At 38.1% G+C, this 24,280-nt stretch carries 17 protein-coding genes, 14 tRNA genes and 3 rRNA genes; 23 read left to right on the top strand and 11 right to left on the bottom strand.

What is annotated here, in order from left to right; translation table 11 throughout:
• Window position 1: 1 nt before the first annotated feature.
• Window positions 2-568 carry a 5' nucleotidase, NT5C type gene (locus tag NX902_RS18425; protein WP_341160889.1) on the top strand — a complete coding sequence of 189 codons (567 nt, stop codon included), beginning with the start codon at window positions 2-4 and terminating at the stop codon, window positions 566-568.
• A gap of 132 nt (window positions 569-700) precedes the next feature.
• Here the strand turns inward: NX902_RS18425 and NX902_RS18420 are convergent, their stop codons facing one another.
• Window positions 701-1,240, bottom strand: a complete 540-nt coding sequence (locus NX902_RS18420; RefSeq protein ID WP_095330600.1) for a chromate transporter — start codon at window positions 1,238-1,240, stop codon at window positions 701-703.
• Between the two features lies 1 nt (window position 1,241).
• Window positions 1,242-1,808 (bottom strand): chromate transporter, encoded by a 567-nt coding sequence (locus NX902_RS18415; RefSeq protein WP_095330602.1) that lies wholly within the window; start codon window positions 1,806-1,808, stop codon window positions 1,242-1,244.
• Window positions 1,809-2,171: 363 nt separating this feature from the next.
• On the opposite strand from NX902_RS18415, the gene ade reads away from it, so the two are divergent.
• Window positions 2,172-3,926 (top strand): adenine deaminase, encoded by a 1,755-nt coding sequence (gene ade / locus NX902_RS18410; RefSeq protein WP_171509871.1) that lies wholly within the window; start codon window positions 2,172-2,174, stop codon window positions 3,924-3,926.
• A 541-nt stretch (window positions 3,927-4,467) separates the two neighbouring features.
• Here the strand turns inward: ade and NX902_RS18405 are convergent.
• From NX902_RS18405 to gsiB, 3 genes are all read right to left on the bottom strand, one after another.
• Window positions 4,468-4,788 carry an 8-amino-7-oxononanoate synthase gene (locus tag NX902_RS18405; protein ID WP_123260655.1) on the bottom strand — a complete coding sequence of 107 codons (321 nt, stop codon included), beginning with the start codon at window positions 4,786-4,788 and terminating at the stop codon, window positions 4,468-4,470.
• The gene (locus NX902_RS18400; RefSeq protein ID WP_171509870.1) at window positions 4,785-5,705 is read right to left on the bottom strand and encodes an HD-GYP domain-containing protein; all 921 of its coding nucleotides are present in this window, start codon (window positions 5,703-5,705) and stop codon (window positions 4,785-4,787) included. The genes NX902_RS18405 and NX902_RS18400 overlap by 4 nt, the downstream gene beginning before the upstream one ends.
• Before the next feature lie 526 nt (window positions 5,706-6,231).
• On the bottom strand, window positions 6,232-6,603 hold the full coding sequence (gene gsiB, locus NX902_RS18395) for a glucose starvation-inducible protein GsiB (RefSeq protein ID WP_163187772.1): 372 nt from the start codon (window positions 6,601-6,603) through the stop codon (window positions 6,232-6,234).
• 124 nt (window positions 6,604-6,727) lie between these two features.
• Here gsiB and NX902_RS18390 point away from each other — a divergent pair, with 124 nt between their 5' ends.
• Complete coding sequence (locus tag NX902_RS18390; RefSeq protein ID WP_171509869.1) at window positions 6,728-7,096, top strand: hypothetical protein; 369 nt, start codon at window positions 6,728-6,730, stop codon at window positions 7,094-7,096.
• A 252-nt stretch (window positions 7,097-7,348) separates the two neighbouring features.
• On the opposite strand, the gene NX902_RS18385 is transcribed toward NX902_RS18390, so the two are convergent.
• A complete protein-coding gene (locus NX902_RS18385; RefSeq protein WP_171509868.1) occupies window positions 7,349-8,098 on the bottom strand; it encodes an NADPH-dependent oxidoreductase in 750 nt (249 codons plus the stop codon).
• 161 nt (window positions 8,099-8,259) lie between these two features.
• Window positions 8,260-9,042 (bottom strand): SDR family oxidoreductase, encoded by a 783-nt coding sequence (locus NX902_RS18380; protein ID WP_171509867.1) that lies wholly within the window; start codon window positions 9,040-9,042, stop codon window positions 8,260-8,262.
• 188 nt (window positions 9,043-9,230) lie between these two features.
• On the opposite strand from NX902_RS18380, the gene NX902_RS18375 reads away from it, so the two are divergent.
• The 4 genes from NX902_RS18375 to NX902_RS18360 all read left to right on the top strand — a co-directional run bounded on the left by NX902_RS18375 (window position 9,231) and on the right by NX902_RS18360 (window position 13,666).
• Window positions 9,231-10,226: a zinc-dependent alcohol dehydrogenase family protein gene (locus NX902_RS18375; RefSeq protein ID WP_095330615.1), complete on the top strand. Its 996-nt coding sequence runs from the start codon at window positions 9,231-9,233 to the stop codon at window positions 10,224-10,226.
• 84 nt (window positions 10,227-10,310) lie between these two features.
• Window positions 10,311-10,544, top strand: a complete 234-nt coding sequence (gene tlp, locus NX902_RS18370; protein WP_047942182.1) for a small acid-soluble spore protein Tlp — start codon at window positions 10,311-10,313, stop codon at window positions 10,542-10,544.
• Between the two features lie 226 nt (window positions 10,545-10,770).
• Window positions 10,771-11,943 carry a beta-ketoacyl synthase N-terminal-like domain-containing protein gene (locus NX902_RS18365; protein WP_095330616.1) on the top strand — a complete coding sequence of 391 codons (1,173 nt, stop codon included), beginning with the start codon at window positions 10,771-10,773 and terminating at the stop codon, window positions 11,941-11,943.
• 1 nt (window position 11,944) lies between these two features.
• Window positions 11,945-13,666, top strand: a complete 1,722-nt coding sequence (locus NX902_RS18360; protein ID WP_095330618.1) for an ATP-binding protein — start codon at window positions 11,945-11,947, stop codon at window positions 13,664-13,666.
• 88 nt (window positions 13,667-13,754) lie between these two features.
• On the opposite strand, the gene nspC is transcribed toward NX902_RS18360, so the two are convergent.
• The 4 genes from nspC to NX902_RS18340 all read right to left on the bottom strand — a co-directional run bounded on the left by nspC (window position 13,755) and on the right by NX902_RS18340 (window position 17,391).
• Window positions 13,755-14,894 (bottom strand): carboxynorspermidine decarboxylase, encoded by a 1,140-nt coding sequence (gene nspC, locus NX902_RS18355; RefSeq protein ID WP_163187768.1) that lies wholly within the window; start codon window positions 14,892-14,894, stop codon window positions 13,755-13,757.
• Window positions 14,895-14,904: 10 nt separating this feature from the next.
• A complete protein-coding gene (locus NX902_RS18350; protein ID WP_123260965.1) occupies window positions 14,905-16,104 on the bottom strand; it encodes a saccharopine dehydrogenase family protein in 1,200 nt (399 codons plus the stop codon).
• A 261-nt stretch (window positions 16,105-16,365) separates the two neighbouring features.
• Window positions 16,366-16,441: transfer RNA gene (locus tag NX902_RS18345), tRNA-Ala, on the bottom strand.
• Between the two features lie 257 nt (window positions 16,442-16,698).
• Window positions 16,699-17,391, bottom strand: a complete 693-nt coding sequence (locus tag NX902_RS18340; RefSeq protein ID WP_095330622.1) for an MgtC/SapB family protein — start codon at window positions 17,389-17,391, stop codon at window positions 16,699-16,701.
• Between the two features lie 547 nt (window positions 17,392-17,938).
• Here NX902_RS18340 and NX902_RS18335 point away from each other — a divergent pair.
• The 16 genes from NX902_RS18335 (at window position 17,939) to NX902_RS18260 (ending at window position 24,280) form a co-directional block, all read left to right on the top strand.
• Window positions 17,939-19,486: ribosomal RNA gene (locus NX902_RS18335) — 16S ribosomal RNA — on the top strand.
• 356 nt (window positions 19,487-19,842) lie between these two features.
• A 23S ribosomal RNA gene (locus NX902_RS18330) occupies window positions 19,843-22,778 on the top strand.
• A 160-nt stretch (window positions 22,779-22,938) separates the two neighbouring features.
• Window positions 22,939-23,055 (top strand): 5S ribosomal RNA (gene rrf / locus NX902_RS18325).
• Together the 16S, 23S and 5S rRNA genes with 13 tRNA genes alongside form the textbook arrangement of a ribosomal RNA operon.
• 9 nt (window positions 23,056-23,064) lie before the next feature.
• Window positions 23,065-23,140 (top strand) — tRNA-Val (locus tag NX902_RS18320).
• Between the two features lie 21 nt (window positions 23,141-23,161).
• A tRNA-Thr gene (locus NX902_RS18315) sits at window positions 23,162-23,237 on the top strand.
• 6 nt (window positions 23,238-23,243) lie between these two features.
• A tRNA-Lys gene (locus tag NX902_RS18310) sits at window positions 23,244-23,319 on the top strand.
• 24 nt (window positions 23,320-23,343) lie between these two features.
• Window positions 23,344-23,428 (top strand) — tRNA-Leu (locus tag NX902_RS18305).
• Between the two features lie 22 nt (window positions 23,429-23,450).
• A tRNA-Gly gene (locus NX902_RS18300) sits at window positions 23,451-23,525 on the top strand.
• A gap of 9 nt (window positions 23,526-23,534) precedes the next feature.
• Window positions 23,535-23,623 (top strand) — tRNA-Leu (locus tag NX902_RS18295).
• A gap of 16 nt (window positions 23,624-23,639) precedes the next feature.
• A tRNA-Arg gene (locus tag NX902_RS18290) sits at window positions 23,640-23,716 on the top strand.
• An 8-nt stretch (window positions 23,717-23,724) separates the two neighbouring features.
• Window positions 23,725-23,801, top strand: a tRNA-Pro gene (locus NX902_RS18285).
• A gap of 15 nt (window positions 23,802-23,816) precedes the next feature.
• Window positions 23,817-23,892 (top strand) — tRNA-Ala (locus NX902_RS18280).
• 22 nt (window positions 23,893-23,914) lie between these two features.
• Window positions 23,915-23,991: transfer RNA gene (locus tag NX902_RS18275), tRNA-Met, on the top strand.
• A gap of 13 nt (window positions 23,992-24,004) precedes the next feature.
• A tRNA-Ile gene (locus tag NX902_RS18270) sits at window positions 24,005-24,081 on the top strand.
• 9 nt (window positions 24,082-24,090) lie between these two features.
• Window positions 24,091-24,183, top strand: a tRNA-Ser gene (locus tag NX902_RS18265).
• Between the two features lie 23 nt (window positions 24,184-24,206).
• Window positions 24,207-24,280 (top strand) — tRNA-Met (locus NX902_RS18260).

Genomic DNA, 24,280 nt, shown 5'->3' with positions numbered 1-24,280 from the left:
AATGAAGTTTGGTTTTGATATAGACGATACACTTATCAATTTAAGACAACATGCTTTTGAACTTTATAATCATAAGTTACAGAAAAATATTGCATTAGAAAACTTCCATGCATTAAAAACGGTTGAAATTCACGAACCATTTGGATTAAATGCTACTGAAGGAAAGCAGCTTTGGAACACTCTAAGGGAAGAAATTTATTTTACAAATTGTCCTCCTTTTCCAGATGCCATTGAAGCGCTAAATGAACTTGTTAGTAATGGTCATGAGGTTTATTATATTACAGCACGAAAAAAACAATTTGCCGAAAAGACGAAAGATTGGATGAAGCAAGCAGGGTTTCCGGTGATTGATAGTCATTTTTTTTGTGGAATGGAAGATCACGAGAAAATTTGTATCATCCAGGAGCTTCAATTAGACTACTATTTTGATGACAAACCCGCTGTTCTAGAAACTCTTCAAGGGTCTACCACACGGCTTTATGTGAAGGATCATCCCTATAATCAACATTTAGAGTTGAATAGAATAAAGGACTGGAAACAGTTACGAGCTTTGTATGAAAGTAAATAGGAAAGAAATAGCCTGAGTGCCTCATTCAGGCTATTTCGTATATTAATTTATCTTTCATAGCTTATTTATTCTATCATATGGTTCTTTTAAAGAGTTTTTTGCTTTTGGTAATTTTGGTAAATTCCCTACCCTTTAGCTTATGTGAGGAGCAATAAATCCTCCGTATAGAAAGGCTATTATTATAACTAGGGCAGGATGCACCTTCCACTTCTGCAGTAATAAAAAGGCAATGACAGCAATGCAAACAGATTGAATGATACCGATGGAATGATAGGAATCTTGAAACATTTCATAGGTTAAAACTAGCATTAATGCTGTTATTACAGGCTGTACAAGAAGCGTCATGCCTTTGACAATCTTCGAATTTTGATGTTTTTTCATTAATTTTAATAAGAAAATAAGAGCAACTGCCGAAGGGAGAATAGTGGCCAATAAAGCAACAATAAACCCAGCCCATCCTCCAACTCCAAAGCCTACATATGCAGCTATTTTGGTAGCAATTGGTCCAGGCAGAGCATTAGCAAAAGCGAGCATATTGGAAAATTCAATGTTGGATAACCAATTATATCGATTAACTATCTCCTCATACATTAAAGGAATGGAAGCTGGACCACCGCCATAACCTAATAAATTTGCCACAAGAAAACTGAGGAAAATACTTACAAAAATCATCTTATATGCCTCTTTCTTTTTTATGTAGAAGTTTATCTTTTAATTTAAAATGAAATGCTCCATAGATAAGAAAAATAAGTACAACAATACCTGGATGTATGGCAAATACTTGTAGCAAAAGAAGACAGACAAGTGTTAATCCAATTCCAGCATAGATTCCTAAGCCTTTGACCGCTTTTTCCCCAAACTCATATGCCATTAAGCCAAGCATAACAGCAATAACTGGAACGACTGCTCCAATCATACTTGTTATTATTGGTGAATGACTGAGGATAGATATAAAGGAAAATAAGAATACCATTGCTAAACAAGTCGGTAGTATATGGGCAATTACGCTTACAATTGCTCCAATTATCCCTTTTTGATGATAACCTATGTAGGCAGCTAATTTTGTGGCAATAGGTCCAGGAAGTGTATTCGCAATTGCTAAAGCATCCCCAAATTCATCATTAGCCATCCACTTATATTTTGTTACTGCTTCGTGACGAAACAGAGGAATAACAGAAGGACCACCACCAAAGCCGAAAATGCCAGCCCGAAGCATGCCTAGAATTAAATCTTTATACATAAAGATATATCTCCTTTCTTAACAACTCTAGCGATAGTAACGACACGTAATTATCTTACCACTAATTTTATATTTTGTTTAAGGAATATAGAAAGCATGTATATGTTTTATTACTCTTACTCATTGAAAATTAAACCAACATATATTAAAATAATAAAAATATATTTAAGTTATTATCATCTAGCTTTCGTAAATAATTCTTCATTATACCCTTTCTATTTTGGTTATTCTTTGATTTACTTCAGGAATTAAAGTTCTTTTAAAGTAATTTTGTGAAAGAGTTTTTAAGAAAATATAAAATAGTTTCATCTCTTTTTAAGAAGTAATGTATTAATATTAAAAATTTGAATATTCAGAATAAAAATGAGGGGGGATTCAGACTTGAGAGCTAAATTGGAAAAAAGAATTAGAATTGCTGCCAAAAAAGAGCCAGCTGATATAGTAATTACGAATGGTAAAATTGTTAATGTTTTTACAGGTGAACTAATGGACGGGGATGTAGCAATTGCAGATGACAGAATAGCAGGAATTGGGAGCTATCAAGGGAAACAAATAATTGATGCCGAAGGTAAATATATCGTTCCGGGCCTCATTGATGGCCATGTACATATAGAAAGTAGTATGCTTACACCGCAGGAATTTACCAAAATATTATTATTGCATGGTGTAACGACTGTTATAACAGATCCACATGAAATTGCAAATGTGGCAGGGGCAGCTGGGATTCAATATATGTTGGATGCCTCGGAAGATCTTCCAATAGATATTCGCGTCATGTTACCATCTTGTGTTCCTGCAGTTCCAGAGGACTCAAATGGAGCGACGTTATATGCAAAGGATTTAGCACCATTTTATTCACATGATAGAGTACTTGGATTAGCAGAAATAATGGATTTTCCCTCTGTATATGAAACGCAGTCAGATATGATAGATAAATTTATTCTGACAAAAAAACATAATCGTTTAATGGATGGTCATGCTGCTGGAATTGAGCGAGAGAAATTAAATGTATATAGCGCAGCTGAAATTCGAAATGATCATGAAGCAACGACACTACAAGAAGCAAAAGATCGGCTAGATTTAGGGATGTACCTAATGATAAGAGAGGGAACGGTTGCGAAAGATTTGAAGGCTTTATTACCTGCGATAACCCTTAGAAATTCACGAAGATGTTTGTTTGTAACAGATGATAAATTGGTAGATGATTTAGTAGAAGAGGGGAGTGTGAATTATAGCGTAAGATTAGCGATAGAAGAAGGATTAGATCCGATTATTGCTATTCAAATGGCCACCATTAACGCTGCCGAATGTTTTCAGTTAGATTCAATTGGGGCAGTTTCTCCAGGTTACCGCGCAGATTTTCTACTTTTAGATAATCTTGAGGAGTTTTCCATTCATAGTGTATATAGAAACGGTCAATGTGTAGTGGAAAAGGGAAAATTAAGAAGAAAAGTTCAACACTTTAAGTCATCCTATTTGGATACGAATTTACCGACGATAAATTGTGCAAAATTGTCATCAGCTGACTTAAAGCTGCCATTAACTTCTGAAAGCTGCCATATAATTGAAATTATTCCTAATAGTATTGTAACGAAGGAAGTAATCGAAAAGGTACAAATGGTAGATGGCTATTTTCAGCCATCATTGGAAAAGGATCAACTAAAACTTGTAGTAGTAGAGAGACATCATCAAACGGGGAATATTGGAAAAGCGATTGTGAAAGGGTTTGGCTTTAAAAGAGGTGCAATTGCCACGACCATTTCTCACGATTCCCATAATATTGTTGCAGTTGGCACAAATGATCAGGATTTACTTTCTGCTATTCATGAGTTACAAGAAATAAAGGGAGGAATAGTTGTAGTATCAGAAGGTAAAGTAGTTGCGGCACTTCCCTTACCAATAGCTGGATTGATTTCTGATCAAGATTATTTAACCGTGTACGAACAACTAAAAATATTAAATCATAAGGTCCAAATTCTGCAAGGGTATGCTACTTTCAATCCATTCTTGACCTTATCCTTTTTATCATTAACTGTAATTCCTGCCTTGAAATTAACGGATAAAGGATTATTTGACTTTCAATCATTTTCCTATAAAGATGTATCTCTTAATCTATAATAGTTTTTTTATTTTTTAATCTTTTGTTCATTATTTGTTCATAATTATTCGGTATTCTATAAACAGGTTAAGAGTTTCCCCTCTTAAAATATATTTTACCCGAAAGAGATTTCGGGTTTTTTTCATACTTAAATTTAACTCGGGGTAAAAATTACGATACTTTCCATGAGTAATTATAAATTGCATGTTTAAAATTGCTAAAAAAAGAGAATAATTTTATAAAGGTATACAAATTAATAATATAAGCAAGGAACTTATAAGAAAATCAGTAATAATGAAAGCGTTTTCTGATATAATAAATGTATAGATCTACTTACTAATAAGGAGTGGATAACGATGGAAGAACAAACAAACTTTTTTAATGGACTTAAATGGGGAGTCATTATTAGTATCCCATTATGGGTTTCATTTTTTGGATGGCTAAAGTTACTTATTAATTTTACGTAAATATGGAAGTCTAGGTAAAGGCTATTAGGATATAAGGATAAGAAATGAATAAAAAAGCATCGAAAACCAATTATGCTTTCGATGCTTTTTTGTATTAAGCTTGTGGAAGTGGAGGGTCAATTCCTAGCACTTTTTCACCGTCAACAGTTAACCATATATAGTAACGGTCAATTTCTTTACCAAGGATTTTTTCGATTTTTGCGATTACTTTTTCTTGAACGTCAAAAGAAATCTGGGCAGTCTGTTCACCTAGTGGTACATTTTTAAGTCCAAGTGCATCTGCAATTTGTCTTGCTTGATCATAAGAGACTTCGATGTATTTGTCATACTCAGGTAAGTAAGCAGCTTGAGCAGGCTTTACTTGAAAGGATACAATTAATACAACAGCTAATAAACTCCATACTAATTTTTTCATAAACTCTCTCCCTTTTCGTTTAATATCTTTTCTTTTAATGCTATAAAAGTATCGACCACTTTGGGGTGATACATAGTACCCCGGTTATTTAAAATTTCTTGAAAAGCTTCTTCGGCAGATTTACCTTTTTTATATACTCTGTCTGTAGTCATTGCATCAAAGGAATCAACAACCGATATAATTGCAGATTCGATGGTAATCTCATCTTCTTTCAGACCTTTCGGATAACCTTTTCCATCATATCTTTCGTGGTGTTGTTCCACAATTAATCCAACCTCACAAAGAACAGGTATCTTTGTTTCTTCTAATAAATCTCTACCAAATATGGTATGTTTCTTCATAATTTCCCATTCTTCTTCTGTTAGTTTAGTAGGTTTTTGTAAAATCTCTAAAGGAACTCTAACTTTACCTACATCATGAAAAAAAGATGCTAAGTTTAATCTTGTTATCTGTTTTCGATTAAGGTTTAATGCCTCTCCTACTAACATTGAATAGCGTTTAATTCTTTCACAATGATCTACTGTATAACCATCTTTTTCTTCTATGGAAATAGCAAGTTCCATTAAATCTTTGGAACATTGACTATAATAATGAAAAACTGGTTGACTTGTTATATATATAAATTCAGTAATTTCCTCAGCGGTAAAAATACTATATTTTTGAATTGGGCTCTCAAAAAATGCTTGACCTGCTTTCATTTCCATAATATTTTCATCAGTCCGATGGGATAGTTTACCAGAAAGTATATAAAAATACTCAAAACCATCCCAGTTATCTTCAGGAGTCATTGCCCAACTAGAACCAGGTTGTAATCTATGATAGATTACTTCGGTCCCATCTCCAGCAGCCATTAACGAAATTTGGAGGCCTTTAAAATAAACGGTTTCTATAAACTCACCTGCATTAATGATGCCCACGATTTTACTCCCTCTCTCTATTTACAATAAAAATAGATTAATATAATCTATAAAAAATCTCAATTATAGTTATTTTAAATCATAAATTATGTTATTTTAATAGGTATATTATATTATATTATATTTATCGTGTTAAAGAGAGTGATCAACGAATTTTGTAAAACTTAACAAAAATATTTTATCAAATGTTGTATGGAAATAATAGCATTAAATTACAAATTTCCCGAACAAAGATATAATATGGAAAAGAAAAGGATGGGAAAAGTGGATTTTGATATGTATTAAGTGCTAACAAATATCAAAATCAAATCTTTTGAATAACTTTTCTGAATAAAATATGATATAATATAATAATGTAAAAGGACTGACCTAATACAAAGATTTAATCTTGTACAGGTCAGCCCCTTAAATGGTTGTTTCTCAGTTTTTATCCTTCATTACTTTAGTTAATTAACTAGTTTTGGTGGAGTTTCTATTTGATTGTTACCCATATCCTACTATGGGTGAGTGGATATTACTGTATCCATTAGTTATTGTCGTTACGTGAATTTCCACCTTTTCGACCAATTTCTTGGTAGAATTCTTTATCGTGGTTTTCAGAAGTAGCTTCTCCACCCTTTTTACCAATTTCTTGGTAGAATTCCTTGTCGTGGTTTTCAGCAGTGGTTTCTCCACCCTTTTTACCAATTTCTTGGTAGAATTCCTTGTCGTGGTTTTCAGCAGTGGTTTCTCCACCTTTTTTACCGATTTCTTGGTAGAATTCTTTGTCGTGGTTTTCAGAAGTAGCTTGTCCACCTTTTTGTCCGATTTCTTGATAAAAATCCTTATCGTGATTTTTAGAAGTAGCTTCTCCGCCTTTTCTACCTGCTTCTTCTCTGCTCATTTTGTTGTCTGCCATTTCTATCACTCCTATTAAAGATTTTTAATTAACGTTACATTGGTTATATAGCCGAATTTGAACATAATAAACATAAATATATATTTTTTAGTGTAGAAAATTTTGGTAAAGGGGATAAATGTGAATGAAAGTTACGAGAGAAAAATTTATGAACGTAGTAAAGGCTGCGGAAGAATTAGGGTGCAAGGTTGTATATGATTCGACAAAAAAAATTAGTTTTAATACAAATATGTATATAACGGTTCCTTATCAATTTACATTGGAAAATATCTATGCACTTGCACATGAAATTGGCCATGTTATTGATTATGTGAATGGCGACCTCGATCATGATAAGTGGTTGCATGATTGGTCTTATCGTGTAAATGCAGAGATGAGTGCATGGGTTCATGCCTATAAAATATTAGAGAAGAATGCAGTGCCGTTACATCATTGGCAGACACATGTAAATGCTAAACTAGCGAATTATTTTATTCTTCCAGAAGTAATCTAAGCTGATACAAAAAAAGAGAAGCAGTTATTCCTCTTCCTTTAGGGAGGGAGAGGAATAACTGCTTTTTTTAGATGGAAGAAAGGATAGTATCTCAAGGATAAATTAAGAAGTTTTTGACTCTATATCGCGAAATGGATGGTGCGTATGTTAGAAAAAGGGCTACTTTTGAAATAAGTTTTCCTAAATAAAATAAAGAAAATAGCTATTACAAAACGGGTATATGAGGTCATTTTAATAATAGCTACTTTCATTTTAATTGTTATCTTGCATATCTTTCGCTAGGAATCCTTGTTGTTTAATCATTTTAGCATTACTTGGGTAGTAGGATTTATCATAGAAGTTTGCAATGCGATTGGTCCATCCCGCTGGAGTTTCCCCTCTGTTCTTTAAATACTCGCTATATGTTTCATTATATTTTTCAAGCAGTTCCTGTTGATTTCTATCATACTTTTCTTCATGAAGAACAGCTTCCAAAGGTAATCGAGGTTTTAATCCTGGATCTCCATCAGGGTATCCAAGGCAAAGTCCGGCAATTGGAATGACATAGCTAGGTAATTGCAAGAAGTCAATTACCTGCAAAGAGTTTCGTCGAATACCACCTATGGGAACTGTTCCTAGCCCGAGTGATTCGGCAGCAGTAATGGCATTTTGCATAGCCAGGCCAACATCTGTCGCCCCAATTAAGAGTGTATCAACATCTTCGATTGCTTTAAATGCTTTTCCTTCCATTTCACTAGCTAGCTTTGCTCGATAGAAATCAGCACAAAATATAAGAAAGACTGGAGCATTTTCAACATGCTTTTGATTCCCACATAATTCAGCTAAATGTCTCTTTCTATCCTCATCACGAACCAAGATAGCTGTAACATGCTGTCCATTAGTCCAAGAAGGGGCACTTTGTACTGCTTCTATAATTGAATGCAGTGTTTCTATACTTATTTCTTTATCCTGATATTTACGATAAGATCGATGTTTTTTTAAATGTTGTATGATTTCATTCATCTATTAATTCTCCCTTTTTTTGCATTTTCTTTATTCTAGCATAGCATAAAGAAAAAATGTCTCTTTGAGTTCGGTAGAGTCATGATATATACATATGAGATGGATAAATAGCTTTTAACCTATAAAAAAACCTACCAGATAATAGGTAGGTTTTAGGAATTTTATAAGAGAGATTCAGCTCCATCTATATATACTTCTGTTCCAGTAATATGATTAGATAAATCAGAACTTAAGAAATAAACTAGATCAGCTACTTGCTGAGCGCTTCCGGATTGCTGGGCCAATGGTTGGTTCCCGTCTGGATATTCAACAGGGATGGTTATTTCCTTTAAGTGTTCTTCATCTTTAAAAGTATTCTTTTCTATATTTGTATCAATTGCTCCAGGGCATATCATATTTACTCTTATTTTGTATTGAGCTAATTCTAATGCTGCCATTTTTCCAAATGCGACTTGACCAGCTTTCGATGTACTATAAGCAGACATTCCGAAGTTTTTAAAAATGCGATTTCCATTAATACTGCTTGTTATAATAATACTGCCCCCATGGGTTTTCATATGGGGAATGCTATATTTAACAGTTAAAAAAGTACTTTTCAAATTTGTTTCAATGGTTGTATCCCATTCAGAGGGTGTAAGATCTTCGATAGAAGACACAGCTCCGTTAATTCCCGCATTAATAAAAACCGTATCTATTCTATTCCACTTTTTTACGGTTTCCTCAATAGCTTGTTGAATGGAAGGAGGCTCTGCGACATTCGCTTCTAAGGAGATCGCTTCTTGACCTTTTTTATTAATTGTTGCTTTCACTTCTTCTAGATTATCAGCATTTAAGTCCACTAGCGCTACTTTCATTCCTTTATTTGCAAGTGAGATGGCTGCTGCTTTTCCAATCCCCGAAGCTGCGCCGGTAATTATTGCTACTTTATTTTCAAGGTCATTCATTTTAGTATCCTCCTCGATCAATATCGCTAATGATATTGTTATTATGATAGATATAAGATACTAATATCCATTTTTAATGAAATAGAAACGTTTTATGAGTTGGTAAGTAAATAATAAAAATTTTAATACTAAATTTTCGAAAAAATTGATTGGGTTCGGTAATATGGAGAGAAAGGAGATGATTTTCATTGAAAGCGATGATAATTGAAGCATTTGGTGATTCTACGGTATTTAAGCTGAAGGAAATAGAAACACTTGATTTATTGCCAGATCAAGTACGTATAAAGGTAAAAGCTACCAGTGTCAATCCTATTGATCTTAAAGTGAGAGGTGGAGCAGTACCGGGAGTTTCTCCGGCTTTTCCCGCTATTTTACACGGAGATGTAGCGGGTGTTATTGAAGAAGTAGGAGAGGCAGTACCATCCTTTCAAATTGGCGATGAAGTATATGGATGTGCTGGCGGTTTTAAGGGAATGCAAGGTGCATTGGCTGAATATATGATTGCTGATTATCGACTCATAGCACATAAACCAAGAAATATCACCATGGAAGAAGCAGCTGCAATCCCCCTTGTTGGGATAACAGCATGGGAATCTTTATTTACTAAAGGTTGTTTAAAGAAAGGAGATAAAATCCTTGTTCACGGTGGAGCAGGCGGAGTAGGTCATATCGCCATTCAGCTCGCTAAATGGGTTGGAGCCGTTGTCTCTACAACCGTTTCAACCATGGAAAAACAAGCGATTGTTAAAAAAATAGGTGCAGACCATATTATTAATTATCGAGAAGTATCAGTGAAAGAATATGTTGATAAATATACAGCTGGAAAAGGCTATCCGCTGATCTTTGATACTGTCGGCGGTAGAAATCTAGACCATTCATTTGAAGCAGCTGCTTTAAATGGAAGTGTTCTAACAATTGCTGCTAGATCCACACATGATTTAACTCCTTTACATTCGAAAGGGCTTTCGTTACATGTAACATTTATGCTTCTCAAGATGCTTAATGAGGATTCGCGAATAGAGCATGGGAATATTTTACGCAATATTACGAAGATAGTAGAAGAAAATAAGTTAAAGCCCTTCCTTGATAAAAAAACATTTTCTTTCGAGGAAATAAGTAAAGCGCATGAATATCTAGAATCAGGCAATGCTGTCGGAAAAGTAGTGCTTGTAAATAAATGGTAGGCTACATTTGTTGAGAAGCTTTGTATAAAAAATTCCGTAGATAACCAAAATACATACGTAGTGTATTAGGAAGGAGGAATCATCATGAGTTATCAAAAGCCCAACCCTGATAATCGTTCTGATAATGTAGAAAAATTACAGGACATGGTACAAAACACGTTAGAAAATATTGATAAAGCGGAAGAAACGCTGGTAAATGCTAGTTCTGATGAAAAAGAAATGATTCAACAAAAGAATAAAAGAAGAGAAGCTGCAGTTCAGTCGTTTAGAGAAGAAATCCAAGATGAAGCATCTGATAGAGAAAATGGGTATCAGTAAGTAAAAAGGATTAGAATAGGCTGCACGTTAGATTTTAACTTTATAAGATAGAATAAAGCTAATTATTTTGTACTTGAAGAAATTAGCCAATTTATCTTATAAGGTGGAAATGCTTTCGTGCAGTTTTTTATTTGTTTTGTGGCAATTTAGAAATTTCTCGGAATTTACTGCTGTAAAACGATTTTCATAGTAATATATATATGAATACTTTTATAGGAGAATTAAGATGAAAGCAGTTATTACTGGAATGGGAATAATAGGAGCAGGATTTTCCAATATAGTAGAGTTTATGACAGTGCTTCAAAGTAATAAAAGTATGTTGAAACAGGAGAAATATGAAGGGAAATACATATACACAGGTAGAGTGAAGGAAGAGCAAATAAACAAGGTACATAAAAGGCAAGAAAAAATGTCTAAACCTGTTCGAATGATTCTCCATGCATGTAAAGAAGCAATAGAACAGGCCAATATAAGCGTTAGAGACTATCGAACAGCAGTCATTGTCGGTTCTTCGGCTGGTGGCTTAGCAGAAATCAGTAAAGCTACTTTTTCTTTGGAAAAAGGCAAGAGGCTTTCTCCTTATACTATTGGAAATATGAATGCTAATTCTCTATCTTCTAGTATTAGTGCTTATTTGCAGTTAAATGGTATAGCATTATCATTGGCAAATAGTTGTACATCGGGTATAGATGCATTAAATTTAGCGAGAATATTAATTGAGTCAAACCAAATTGATGTTTGCATAGTTGGTGCTAGTGATGAATCAATTTGTGATCCTATAATAAAAGGGTTCCTTCCACATCGTGTTTTACAAGCTGGAAATAAACCTCAACCCTCTTTTGGGCCATTTTCAGGTGGGAAAGGATTTTCGATTTCGGAAGGAGCAGGTGTTTTAATTGTTGAAAATGAGCAAGTCGCCATTCAGCGTCATGCATCCATATTAGGAAAAGTAGAAGCTACAAGTGTAACACAGGACGCTATCTCTCCTTTTCAGTCAGACTCAACAGGTTTGCTTATGGAAAAAGCAGTTGCTGAATGTTTACAGGAGAATATGCCAACCTACATAAATAGTCAGGCTTTAGGAATAATGGAAAATGATCATATTGAAATCGGTGTATATAAGAGGTTTTTTGAAGGATCTAAGATTCCTATTACATCCATTAAGGGAACGGTCGGGCATGCTATGGGAGTTTCGCCGCTTTTTCAAATAATAGCTTCTTTAATAAGTATCAAAAAAAGCTTTATTCCTGCAACCATAAGTCAGGAAATAAATGATTATTATCGAGATTATCCAATAGTGACACAGCTAATTACAGAAGATGTTGATCGCGTTTTAGTAACAGCACATGGATATGGAGGAAATAATGGGTGCGCGATGATAACAAAAGGAGGAGCATAAAGTGGAAGCTATATTATTATTGATGGTTTCGTTAGTTCCACTCATTATTTCTGTGACTATTATTTTTTATTCACAGTCTCAATTAACAAAAGCCTTATCTCTTTTCTTATGTATGCTCTCCTTCTGGCAAATGGATATCGCAGTTTTATATGCAGGAGATTTCTTAAGTCAGGGGACAATCGAACTCTTATTTAAAATATTCCGGCTAGGAACCATTTGTATAATGCCAGTTATGTATTATTTTTCATATTATTTAGTAAGTGAACATAAAGAGTTTAAACGATTTAGAGTATTGTTTAATAAACCATTTTTATACGTTTTAATTTTATATAGTTTATTTGCCTATTTTATTAATTTTACTAGCCTTGGTGTGAAGGATTTTATTATAATGGATGGAAATTTACTTTCATCTAAGTATATTCTCCCGATTTACGGAAAGTGGAATGTATTATTCATCTTAAATATTGTTTTATTATATTTGAACACTATCATTTTATTGGTGATTTCCTTTAAAATTAGGGATCCCATTTATAAAAGCTTTTATATCAAATTTGTAATCGCTGTTTTAATCATCTATATTAATGGTGTATTTAGTGGTTTTATTTTTATTCCATTATTTTTCTCTAGTTTTAACTCTTTGATCGCGGCCGTTATTTTATTTTTAAGCTTTTTTCAAATGCAATCGACACACTTGAATAATATGAATGCAGAGTTATCGAGGCAAAGTGAGTTACTCGAAGCTATTATGGATATAAACCCGAATTATTTATTAGTTAAAAATAAGAAGGAACAAATAGTAAAAATGAATCCGTCCTTCTTAGAACTATTATCGCTTGAAAACAATAATTGGTTAGGGCGTCCATTTTCTTATATAGAAAAACGTATTAATATGGAGACAGACGAACCACATCGATTTGTCGATAGCAGCGGGAAGAACTATTTTATTACTTGGGGGAAAAAAGAACTTATACATAGTACTGGAGAAGAATATCATATTTATTTTGGACATGATATTACGGATCAGAAGCATAATGAACAACTAATGATTTCTTCTGAAAAATTAAAAGTGGTAGGAGAGATGGCTGCTAGTGTTGCCCATGAAATTCGAAATCCGTTGACAACTATTAGAGGGTTTATCCAGCTTTTGAAGGAAAAAAACGATGCATCGGGTTATGAAACGATATTACTAGATGAAATTGATCGGATTAATGAAGTCTTAAAAGAGTTGCTTATACTTAGTAAGCCTGAGGCGAAAGCAAATGATAATAATGCTCTTCCGAGTACAAAAGTATTTTTAGAATTAAAAAATCTAAAAGTCCTATTTCATGCTCTGGCTAATGAACAAAATAAAGAGATCATCTTAGAAAATAGGGAGAATAAAGAATTAATAGCTTCTATTGATAATTCTCAATTTAAACAAGTTTTATTAAATATATTGAAAAATAGTATAGAGGCAGTTGCACCTCAAACAGGGAAAGTGAAAGCGATACTCGACCAAAAAGATGATTTTTGTAGAATTAGAATAATTGATAATGGAGACGGAATAAGTAAAGAAAGGCTAGCTAGGATTGGAGAACCATATTATACAAGCAAAGAAAAAGGAACTGGAATAGGCTTAACGATATGTCTAAAGCTTCTCAAGCAAAATAAGGGAGATATGGTAGTGAAAAGTAAAGAAGGATGGGGAACTGCAGTTACCATTGTCTTACCTTGTTTTCTTTAAAGTGGTATAGAGAGTTGCAGTAACAAATAAAAAGCGGATGTTTAAGGAGAAAACCTCTTTTAAACATCCGCTTTTAGAATCGTTTCAATTAAGATAAGCGATTACTGTAATCTTCGAAGACAAACTGGCGAACAACTTTTAAGCCTTCTTCTTCATTATAAGAAGCAATAGAAGGTAAATTAACACCGTTAAACATATGGTTTTTAACCATTGTATAGTGGGCCATGTCACAGAAGACAATTTTATCGCCAGGCTTTAGTGGCTCTTTGAAAGAGTAATCCCCAATAACATCTCCGGCTAAGCAGGTCATGCCGCCAAGTCTATAGGTATATTCATTTTCGCCAGGCTCTCCAGCATCAATAATATTAGGTCGATATGGCATTTCAAGTACATCTGGCATATGACAGGTTGCTGATGTATCAAGTATAGCAATATCCATTCCATTATGAACAATATCAAGGACAGTGGATACTAAGTAACCTGTATTCAAAGCAATAGCTTCACCTGGTTCTAAATAAACATCTACATTATATTTTTCTTTTATAAATAATATGGATTCAACTAAAGTTTCAATATCATAATCTGGACGAGTAATATGATGTCCTCCACCAAAATTAATCCACTTCATTTTTTTTATATATTCGCCGAACTTCTCATCGACTACTTTTATCGTGCGTTTTAAAGTATCCGAATTTTGCTCACACATTGTATGAAAATGAAGTCCATCTATTCCGTCTAATTCTTCTGGATTAAAGTTATCCAAGGTAATACCGAATCGAGAGTATGGAGCACATGGGTTATAAAGCTGTGTCTCAATTTCTGAGTATTCAGGATTGATTCGAAGACCTACATCAATTTTCTTATCAGCATTTTGCACCTTATCTTTAAACCGATTCCACTGACTATGCGAATTAAAGACGATATGGTCAGTATATTGAAGTAATTCATCAAACTCGCTTTCGGCATATGCAGGTGCATACGCATGTACTTCTTTTCCCATTTTCTCATAGCCAAGTCTAGCTTCGAATAACGAACTGGATGTTACTCCTGCTAAGTATTTACCTACTAGAGGAAATACAGAATGCATGGAAAAACCCTTTAATGCAAGTAGAATTTTTGCTCCTGTACGTTCCTGTACAGACTGTAAAATTTCTAAGTTTCTTGTTAAAAGACGCTCGTCCACTACGTAACTTGGTGATGGAGCTTGTGTAAAATCAATCTTTTTCATTTCATTCCTCTCAATCTATAAGAGTTGGAGAGAAGTTCTCCTGCCATGGTAATCCATATTTATTTAAAGCATCCATGAATGGATCTGGATCAAATTCCTCTACATTGTAAACGCCTGGACGCTTCCATTGACCTTTCATGATAAGCATGGCACCAATCATCGCTGGAACACCAGTTGTATATGAAATTGCTTGAGATCCTACCTCGCGATAACACTCTTGGTGATCACAAATATTATATACATAATAAGTTTTAGGCTTTCCATCTTTTGTACCTTGAATGATACAGCCAATATTAGTTTTCCCTTTTGTTCTTGGTCCAAGTGATGCAGGATCAGGAAGAATTTCTTTTAAAAACTGTAATGGGATAATCTCTTTTCCTTCATAATTGATTGGTTCAATAGATGTCATTCCAACATTTTCAAGAACCTTTAAGTGGTTTAGATAATTATCAGAGAAAGTCATCCAAAAACGGATTCTCTTAAGTCCTTTAATATTTACTGCTAATGATTCTAGTTCCTCATGGTATAAAAGATAAATATTTTTAGGACCAATTTGATCTAAATCATATTCTCTTTTTTCAGAAAGCGGTGGTGTTTCAATCCATTTGCCGTTTTCCCAATATCTTCCGTTCGCTGTAATTTCACGAATGTTGATTTCTGGATTAAAGTTTGTAGCAAATGGATAGCCATGGTCTCCACCATTAGCATCAACAATATCAATATAATTAATTTCATCAAAATGATGTTTTTGTGCATAAGCCGTGAAAACACCTGTTACTCCTGGATCAAACCCACTTCCAAGAAGAGCAGTTAAGCCAGCTTCTTCAAATTTTTGCTTATATTCCCATTGCCATTTATATTCAAATTTAGCTGTTTCAGGTGGTTCATAGTTTGCAGTATCTAAGTAATGTACCCCTGTAGCTAGACACGCATCCATTATAGTTAAATCTTGGTATGGTAAGGCAACGTTGATTACGATTTCTGGTTTAAAGCTATTGATTAACTCAATTACTTCTTCCGTTTTATCGGCATCTACTTGGGCAACAGAAACCTTTGTTTTGCCACCATCAATTTTATCTTTAATTGCTTCACACTTTGAAAGTGTTCTGCTTGCAATGCAAATTTCTTCGAATACATCCGGTACTTGACAGCATTTATGTGCGACAACACTTGCCACTCCGCCAGCACCAATAATTAATGCTTTTCCCAACATGAATAACCTCCTTTAATACTACCTAAAAAATTTCAATAAGGCTGATTATACATAATGTGCGTCAAATAATCTATATAATCCAGTAAAATATAAAAAAAATTTAATGAAAATTTATAGACTGGAAATCCAGTTGTAAAATTAGGAGAGAATAGAAGGGCTGTAGCAAATGATTTATTGTGGGAACAAGAGGATACTTTTTCCTTTTTGTGAAAAGAAAATAAAAAAACGACTATTATCGTCGTTAGATTATGAAAAATATGGTGGAGACTATCGGGATCGAACCGACGACCTCTTGCATGCCATGCAAGCGCTCTCCCAGCTGAGCTAAGCCCCCATAATAATATCTATATACATTATACAAAATTTAATAAAAACTTCAAGTGGTTGAATGAATTATTGAATTGGAATGAATAGAACACTATATTAATCTAATCGATTAGCTTAGATGTATTTAGAATTATAGAGCTGAAAAATTTCAATATAATGAAGGAATATATGTAAGGGTATGTCTATTACCTACTATATAGGAAGTATAAAAGAAGATGGTTCAAATGAGGAGTAAATGAACCTTCTTCTTTTTAATGATTGAAATCAATTTAAACTCTCTATTTCAATTTCCTTCACACCATGAATTTCAGAAATATCTCTATAAACATCAGTTATTTCTCTTTTTTGATCAACTATGATAATAAGGTAAATTGAATGTTCTCCCGTTTCTAAGTCTTTAATTCGTATATGTTTTATTCCTGTTCTTAAATTACGTATCGCTTTAATAATAGTTGAGACGTTTTCTTTTTGATCAGCTTTTAGTTTTACTTTAATTTCTTTTTCTCTCAGCTGACGAGGACCAATCATACTCATAAAAATTGGTATGAATTTAACACTAATTAATAGAAGGGCAACACCAATTAAAGCTTCTACATAATAACCAGCTCCAACGGCAATACCTATGCCTCCTGCTCCCCATATTAAAGCTGCTGTAGTTAATCCAGAAATACTATCATTTCCTCTTCTAAGTATAACTCCAGCACCTAAAAAACCGATCCCAGAAACAATTTGAGCCGGTAAACGCAAGGGATCCATTTGGATGTTAACTTGATCACTACCAGGGAATTTATAGGCTGCTTCAATTGAAATAATAGTTAATAAGCAGCTAACAATACTTATTACAAGACTGGTTTTTAGACCAACAGGTTTACGTTTAATTTCTCGCTCTAATCCTATGATCAATCCGAGACCAGCTGAAATACCTATTTTTAATAAAAAATCTATATTGATATCCATCTATGTTTCCTCTCCTGTATTTATTTATTGTAGTCTAGTGTCGTGGTTGATTATTAATTCTCACTATATAAAGAACAGGAAATTAAACAAGGCTACAATGTGCAAGGGAAAATAATCGAAATACAATCTTACGATTTTTAAAAACCTAAAGTATAATATCCTATAATGGTTTATTGTAAACACTAAATATTAATTAAGTGTATGTTATTTGAAGAAAAACATTCTTCTTATAGAAATGATACTTCTTTTTAATAATGAAATATTTTTAAAAAAAGTATTGACGGTTAACTTTAAACAATGTTATATTAATATCCGTCGCTGAAACAACATGAAATGTTAAAGTAAATGACGAAAAAGATTTTTGAAAAACTATTGACAATGAAAGTTGATAGATGTTATATTAGAAAAGTCGCTTCTTGAGTGACTAACTAAATTGCTCTTTGAAAACTGAACAAACAAACGTCGATAATAATCGTTTTATAACTAACGTTATAGAATGACAACAAGTAACAAAAAGCTAGAGTTTAGCAATGAGCTAATCAACTCTTTATTGGAGAGTTTGATCCTGGCTCAGGACGAACGCTGGCGGCGTGCCTAATACATGCAAGTCGAGCGGACTTTAAAAGCTTGCTTTTAAAGTTAGCGGCGGACGGGTGAGTAACACGTGGGCAACCTGCCTGTAAGACTGGGATAACTTCGGGAAACCGGAGCTAATACCGGATAATCCTTTTCCTCTCATGAGGAAAAGCTGAAAGACGGTTTACGCTGTCACTTACAGATGGGCCCGCGGCGCATTAGCTAGTTGGTGAGGTAACGGCTCACCAAGGCGACGATGCGTAGCCGACCTGAGAGGGTGATCGGCCACACTGGGACTGAGACACGGCCCAGACTCCTACGGGAGGCAGCAGTAGGGAATCTTCCGCAATGGACGAAAGTCTGACGGAGCAACGCCGCGTGAGTGATGAAGGTTTTCGGATCGTAAAACTCTGTTGTTAGGGAAGAACAAGTACAAGAGTAACTGCTTGTACCTTGACGGTACCTAACCAGAAAGCCACGGCTAACTACGTGCCAGCAGCCGCGGTAATACGTAGGTGGCAAGCGTTGTCCGGAATTATTGGGCGTAAAGCGCGCGCAGGCGGTCCTTTAAGTCTGATGTGAAAGCCCACGGCTCAACCGTGGAGGGTCATTGGAAACTGGGGGACTTGAGTGCAGAAGAGAAGAGTGGAATTCCACGTGTAGCGGTGAAATGCGTAGAGATGTGGAGGAACACCAGTGGCGAAGGCGACTCTTTGGTCTGTAACTGACGCTGAGGCGCGAAAGCGTGGGGAGCAAACAGGATTAGATACCCTGGTAGTCCACGCCGTAAACGATGAGTGCTAAGTGTTAGAGGGTTTCCGCCCTTTAGTGCTGCAGCAAACGCATTAAGCACTCCGCCTGGGGAGTACGGCCGCAAGGCTGAAACTCAAAGGAATTGACGGGGGCCCGCACAAGCGGTGGAGCATGTGGTTTAATTCGAAGCAACGCGAAGAACCTTACCAGGTCTTGACATCCTCTGACACTCCTAGAGATAGGACGTTCCCCTTCGGGGGACAGAGTGACAGGTGGTGCATGGTTGTCGTCAGCTCGTGTCGTGAGATGTTGGGTTAAGTCCCGCAACGAGCGCAACCCTTGATCTTAGTTGCCAGCATTCAGTTGGGCACTCTAAGGTGACTGCCGGTGACAAACCGGAGGAAGGTGGGGATGACGTCAAATCATCATGCCCCTTATGACCTGGGCTACACACGTGCTACAATGGATGGTACAAAGGGCAGCAAAACCGCGAGGTCGAGCAAATCCCATAAAACCATTCTCAGTTCGGATTGTAGGCTGCAACTCGCCTACATGAAGCTGGAATCGCTAGTAATCGCGGATCAGCATGCCGCGGTGAATACGTTCCCGGGCCTTGTACACACCGCCCGTCACACCACGAGAGTTTGTAACACCCGAAGTCGGTGGGGTAACCTTTTGGAGCCAGCCGCCTAAGGTGGGATAGATGATTGGGGTGAAGTCGTAACAAGGTAGCCGTATCGGAAGGTGCGGCTGGATCACCTCCTTTCTAAGGAAAATGGAATTTACATTCCATCAAAGATTGTTGACGATTTGATTGTTCAGTTTTGAGGGAGCAATTCCTCAAAATGAAAGGCTTAATAAGCCTGATTGTTCCTTGAAAACTAGATTATGTAAGAACCAAGAAAGAAACCGAGTAATCGCCATCTTAGATTCTCTATTTTAGAGAATTACTTCTTTGGAAAGTAGTCGTATTAAACGAATACTCCTTCAAAGATTGGAGAGCAAAGAGAAGCAAGTAGGTCAAGGAAGCGACCGAACGAGCACCAGAGCGTACGACAGTACGTGAGGAGCAGAGTGAAGAAGCTGACGAAGAGATACGCCGCTTATCTTTGGTCGAAACTAAGTTAAGTTAGAAAGGGCGCACGGTGGATGCCTTGGCACTAGGAGCCGATGAAGGACGGGATTAACACCGATATGCTTTGGGGAGCTGTAAGTAAGCTTTGATCCAGAGATTTCCGAATGGGGAAACCCTCTATCCGTAATGGGATAGAATCTTTACCTGAATACATAGGGTACTGAAGGCAGACCCGGGGAACTGAAACATCTAAGTACCCGGAGGAAGAGAAAGCAAACGCGATTCCCTGAGTAGCGGCGAGCGAAACGGGATTAGCCCAAACCAAGAGGCTTGCCTCTTGGGGTTGTAGGACACTCTATATGGAGTTACAAAGGAACGGGGTAGACGAATCGATCTGGAAAGGTCAGTCGTAGAAGGTAAAAACCCTGTAGTCGAAACTTCGTTCCCTCTTGAGTGTATCCTGAGTACGGCGGGACACGAGAAATCCCGTCGGAAGCAGGGAGGACCATCTCCCAAGGCTAAATACTCCCTAGTGACCGATAGTGAACCAGTACCGTGAGGGAAAGGTGAAAAGCACCCCGGAAGGGGAGTGAAATAGATCCTGAAACCGTGTGCCTACAAGTAGTTAGAGCCCTTTTATGGGTGATAGCGTGCCTTTTGTAGAATGAACCGGCGAGTTACGATTACATGCGAGGTTAAGTTGAAGAGACGGAGCCGCAGCGAAAGCGAGTCTGAATAGGGCGAAATAGTATGTGGTTGTAGACCCGAAACCAGGTGATCTACCCATGTCCAGGGTGAAGTCCAGGTAACACTGGATGGAGGCCCGAACCCACGCACGTTGAAAAGTGCGGGGATGAGGTGTGGGTAGCGGAGAAATTCCAATCGAACTTGGAGATAGCTGGTTCTCTCCGAAATAGCTTTAGGGCTAGCCTCAAGATTTAGAGTATTGGAGGTAGAGCACTGTTTGGACTAGGGGCCCCCATCGGGTTACCGAATTCAGACAAACTCCGAATGCCAAATACTTATTCTTGGGAGTCAGACTACGAGTGATAAGATCCGTGGTCAAGAGGGAAACAGCCCAGACCACCAGCTAAGGTCCCAAAGTATACGTTAAGTGGAAAAGGATGTGGAGTTGCTTAGACAACCAGGATGTTGGCTTAGAAGCAGCCACCATTTAAAGAGTGCGTAATAGCTCACTGGTCGAGTGACTCTGCGCCGAAAATGTACCGGGGCTAAACGTATCACCGAAGCTGTGGATTGACATCTTTGATGTCAGTGGTAGGAGAGCGTTCTAAGGGCGTTGAAGCTAGACCGTAAGGACTGGTGGAGCGCTTAGAAGTGAGAATGCCGGTATGAGTAGCGAAAGATGAGTGAGAATCTCATCCACCGAATGCCTAAGGTTTCCTGAGGAAGGCTCGTCCGCTCAGGGTTAGTCGGGACCTAAGCCGAGGCTGAAAAGCGTAGGCGATGGACAACAGGTTGATATTCCTGTACCACCTTTAAATCGTTTGAGCAATGGGGGGACGCAGGAGGATAGGGTAAGCGTGCTGTTGGATTAGCACGTCCAAGCAGTTAGGCTGGTAATGAGGCAAATCCCATTACCACATAAGCGGAGCTGTGACGGCGAGGGAAATATAGTACCGAAGTTCCTGATTCCACACTGCCAAGAAAAGCCTCTAGCGAGATTTAGGGTGCCCGTACCGCAAACCGACACAGGTAGGCGAGGAGAGAATCCTAAGGTGAGCGAGAGAACTCTCGTTAAGGAACTCGGCAAAATGACCCCGTAACTTCGGGAGAAGGGGTGCTCTTGCGGGTGCAAGCCTGCGAGAGCCGCAGTGAATAGGCCCAGGCGACTGTTTAGCAAAAACACAGGTCTCTGCGAAGCCGCAAGGCGAAGTATAGGGGCTGACACCTGCCCGGTGCTGGAAGGTTAAGAGGAGGGGTTAGCACGTTAGTGCGAAGCTCTGAATTGAAGCCCCAGTAAACGGCGGCCGTAACTATAACGGTCCTAAGGTAGCGAAATTCCTTGTCGGGTAAGTTCCGACCCGCACGAAAGGTGTAACGATCTGGGCACTGTCTCAACGAGAGACTCGGTGAAATTATAGTACCTGTGAAGATGCAGGTTACCCGCGACAGGACGGAAAGACCCCGTGGAGCTTTACTGCAGCCTGATATTGAATTTTGGTACAGCTTGTACAGGATAGGTAGGAGCCTTGGAAGCCGGAGCGCTAGCTTCGGTGGAGGCATTGGTGGGATACTACCCTGGCTGTATTGACATTCTAACCCGCACCCCTGATCGGGGTGGGAGACAGTGTCAGGTGGGCAGTTTGACTGGGGCGGTCGCCTCCTAAAAAGTAACGGAGGCGCCCAAAGGTTCCCTCAGAATGGTTGGAAATCATTCGTAGAGTGTAAAGGCACAAGGGAGCTTGACTGCGAGACCTACAAGTCGAGCAGGGACGAAAGTCGGGCTTAGTGATCCGGTGGTTCCGCATGGAAGGGCCATCGCTCAACGGATAAAAGCTACCCCGGGGATAACAGGCTTATCTCCCCCAAGAGTCCACATCGACGGGGAGGTTTGGCACCTCGATGTCGGCTCATCGCATCCTGGGGCTGTAGTCGGTCCCAAGGGTTGGGCTGTTCGCCCATTAAAGCGGTACGCGAGCTGGGTTCAGAACGTCGTGAGACAGTTCGGTCCCTATCCGTCGTGGGCGTAGGAAATTTGAGAGGAGCTGTCCTTAGTACGAGAGGACCGGGATGGACGCACCGCTGGTGTACCAGTTGTCTTGCCAAAGGCATCGCTGGGTAGCTATGTGCGGAAGGGATAAGTGCTGAAAGCATCTAAGCATGAAGCCCCCCTCAAGATGAGATTTCCCATAGCGCAAGCTAGTAAGATCCCTGAAAGATGATCAGGTTGATAGGTCAGAGGTGGAAGCGTGGCGACATGTGGAGCTGACTGATACTAATAGATCGAGGACTTAACTAAAATGAAAAGCGGAAATGCCTGTTTATGGGCATTAGAGCTGAACAAAATGATTACTTGTTTCTTTCTTCTTACCATAATCTAGTTTTCAGGGAATAATTTTCTAAAATTATACTTGAAAAAGTCTCAAAAACATGTATAATAAAATGTGTCTTGAGAAAAGTCTGGTGGCGATAGCGAGAAGGTCACACCCGTTCCCATACCGAACACGGAAGTTAAGCTTCTCAGCGCCAATGGTAGTTGGGGGTTCTCCCCCTGTGAGAGTAGGACGTCGCCAGGCGTTATATATGGAGGATTAGCTCAGCTGGGAGAGCATCTGCCTTACAAGCAGAGGGTCGGCGGTTCGATCCCGTCATCCTCCACCATTATTTTGACGATTATTATATGCCGGTTTAGCTCAATTGGTAGAGCAACTGACTTGTAATCAGTAGGTTGGGGGTTCAAGTCCTCTAGCCGGCACCATCTAATGAGCCATTAGCTCAGTCGGTAGAGCATCTGACTTTTAATCAGAGGGTCGGAGGTTCGAATCCTCCATGGCTCACCATTAGTAAACTTAAAATAGTATTAAGCGGGTGTGGCGGAATTGGCAGACGCACTAGACTTAGGATCTAGCGCCGCAAGGCGTGGGGGTTCGACTCCCTTCACCCGCACCAATTTATTATCAGTTAAATACATGCGGAAGTAGTTCAGTGGTAGAACACCACCTTGCCAAGGTGGGGGTCGCGGGTTCGAATCCCGTCTTCCGCTCCATAAAACAATGCCGGGGTGGCGGAACTGGCAGACGCACAGGACTTAAAATCCTGCGGTAGGTGACTACCGTACCGGTTCGATTCCGGTCCTCGGCACCATTGTTTTTATATTAATGCGCCCGTAGCTCAATTGGATAGAGCGTCTGACTACGGATCAGAAGGTTATGGGTTCGACTCCTTTCGGGCGCGCCATTATATTTCGGGAAGTAGCTCAGCTTGGTAGAGCACTTGGTTTGGGACCAAGGGGTCGCAGGTTCGAATCCTGTCTTCCCGACCACTATTCTCATTACATGGGGCCTTAGCTCAGCTGGGAGAGCGCCTGCCTTGCACGCAGGAGGTCAGCGGTTCGATCCCGCTAGGCTCCACCAATTTTATAATTCTTAATATGATGGCGGCGTAGCTCAGCTGGCTAGAGCGTACGGTTCATACCCGTGAGGTCGGGGGTTCGATCCCCTCTGCCGCTACCATACATATTACCATGGACCTTTAGCTCAGTTGGTTAGAGCAGACGGCTCATAACCGTCCGGTCGTAGGTTCGAGTCCTACAAGGTCCACCATATTATTGAGGAGGAATACCCAAGTCCGGCTGAAGGGATCGGTCTTGAAAACCGACAGGCGGGTCAAACCGCGCGGGGGTTCGAATCCCCCTTCCTCCTCCATAAAAATTAAATTATAATATTATCGCGGGGTGGAGCAGTCTGGTAGCTCGTCGGGCTCATAACCCGAAGGTCGCAGGTTCAAATCCTGTCCCCGCAA

This window comes from Niallia sp. FSL W8-0954, assembly GCF_038005605.1.
In the GTDB taxonomy this organism is placed as follows: Bacteria; Bacillota; Bacilli; order Bacillales; family Cytobacillaceae; genus Niallia; species Niallia circulans_A.
Note: the sequence above shows the minus strand (reverse complement) of the source record. Positions and strands in the feature narration are given on the sequence as shown.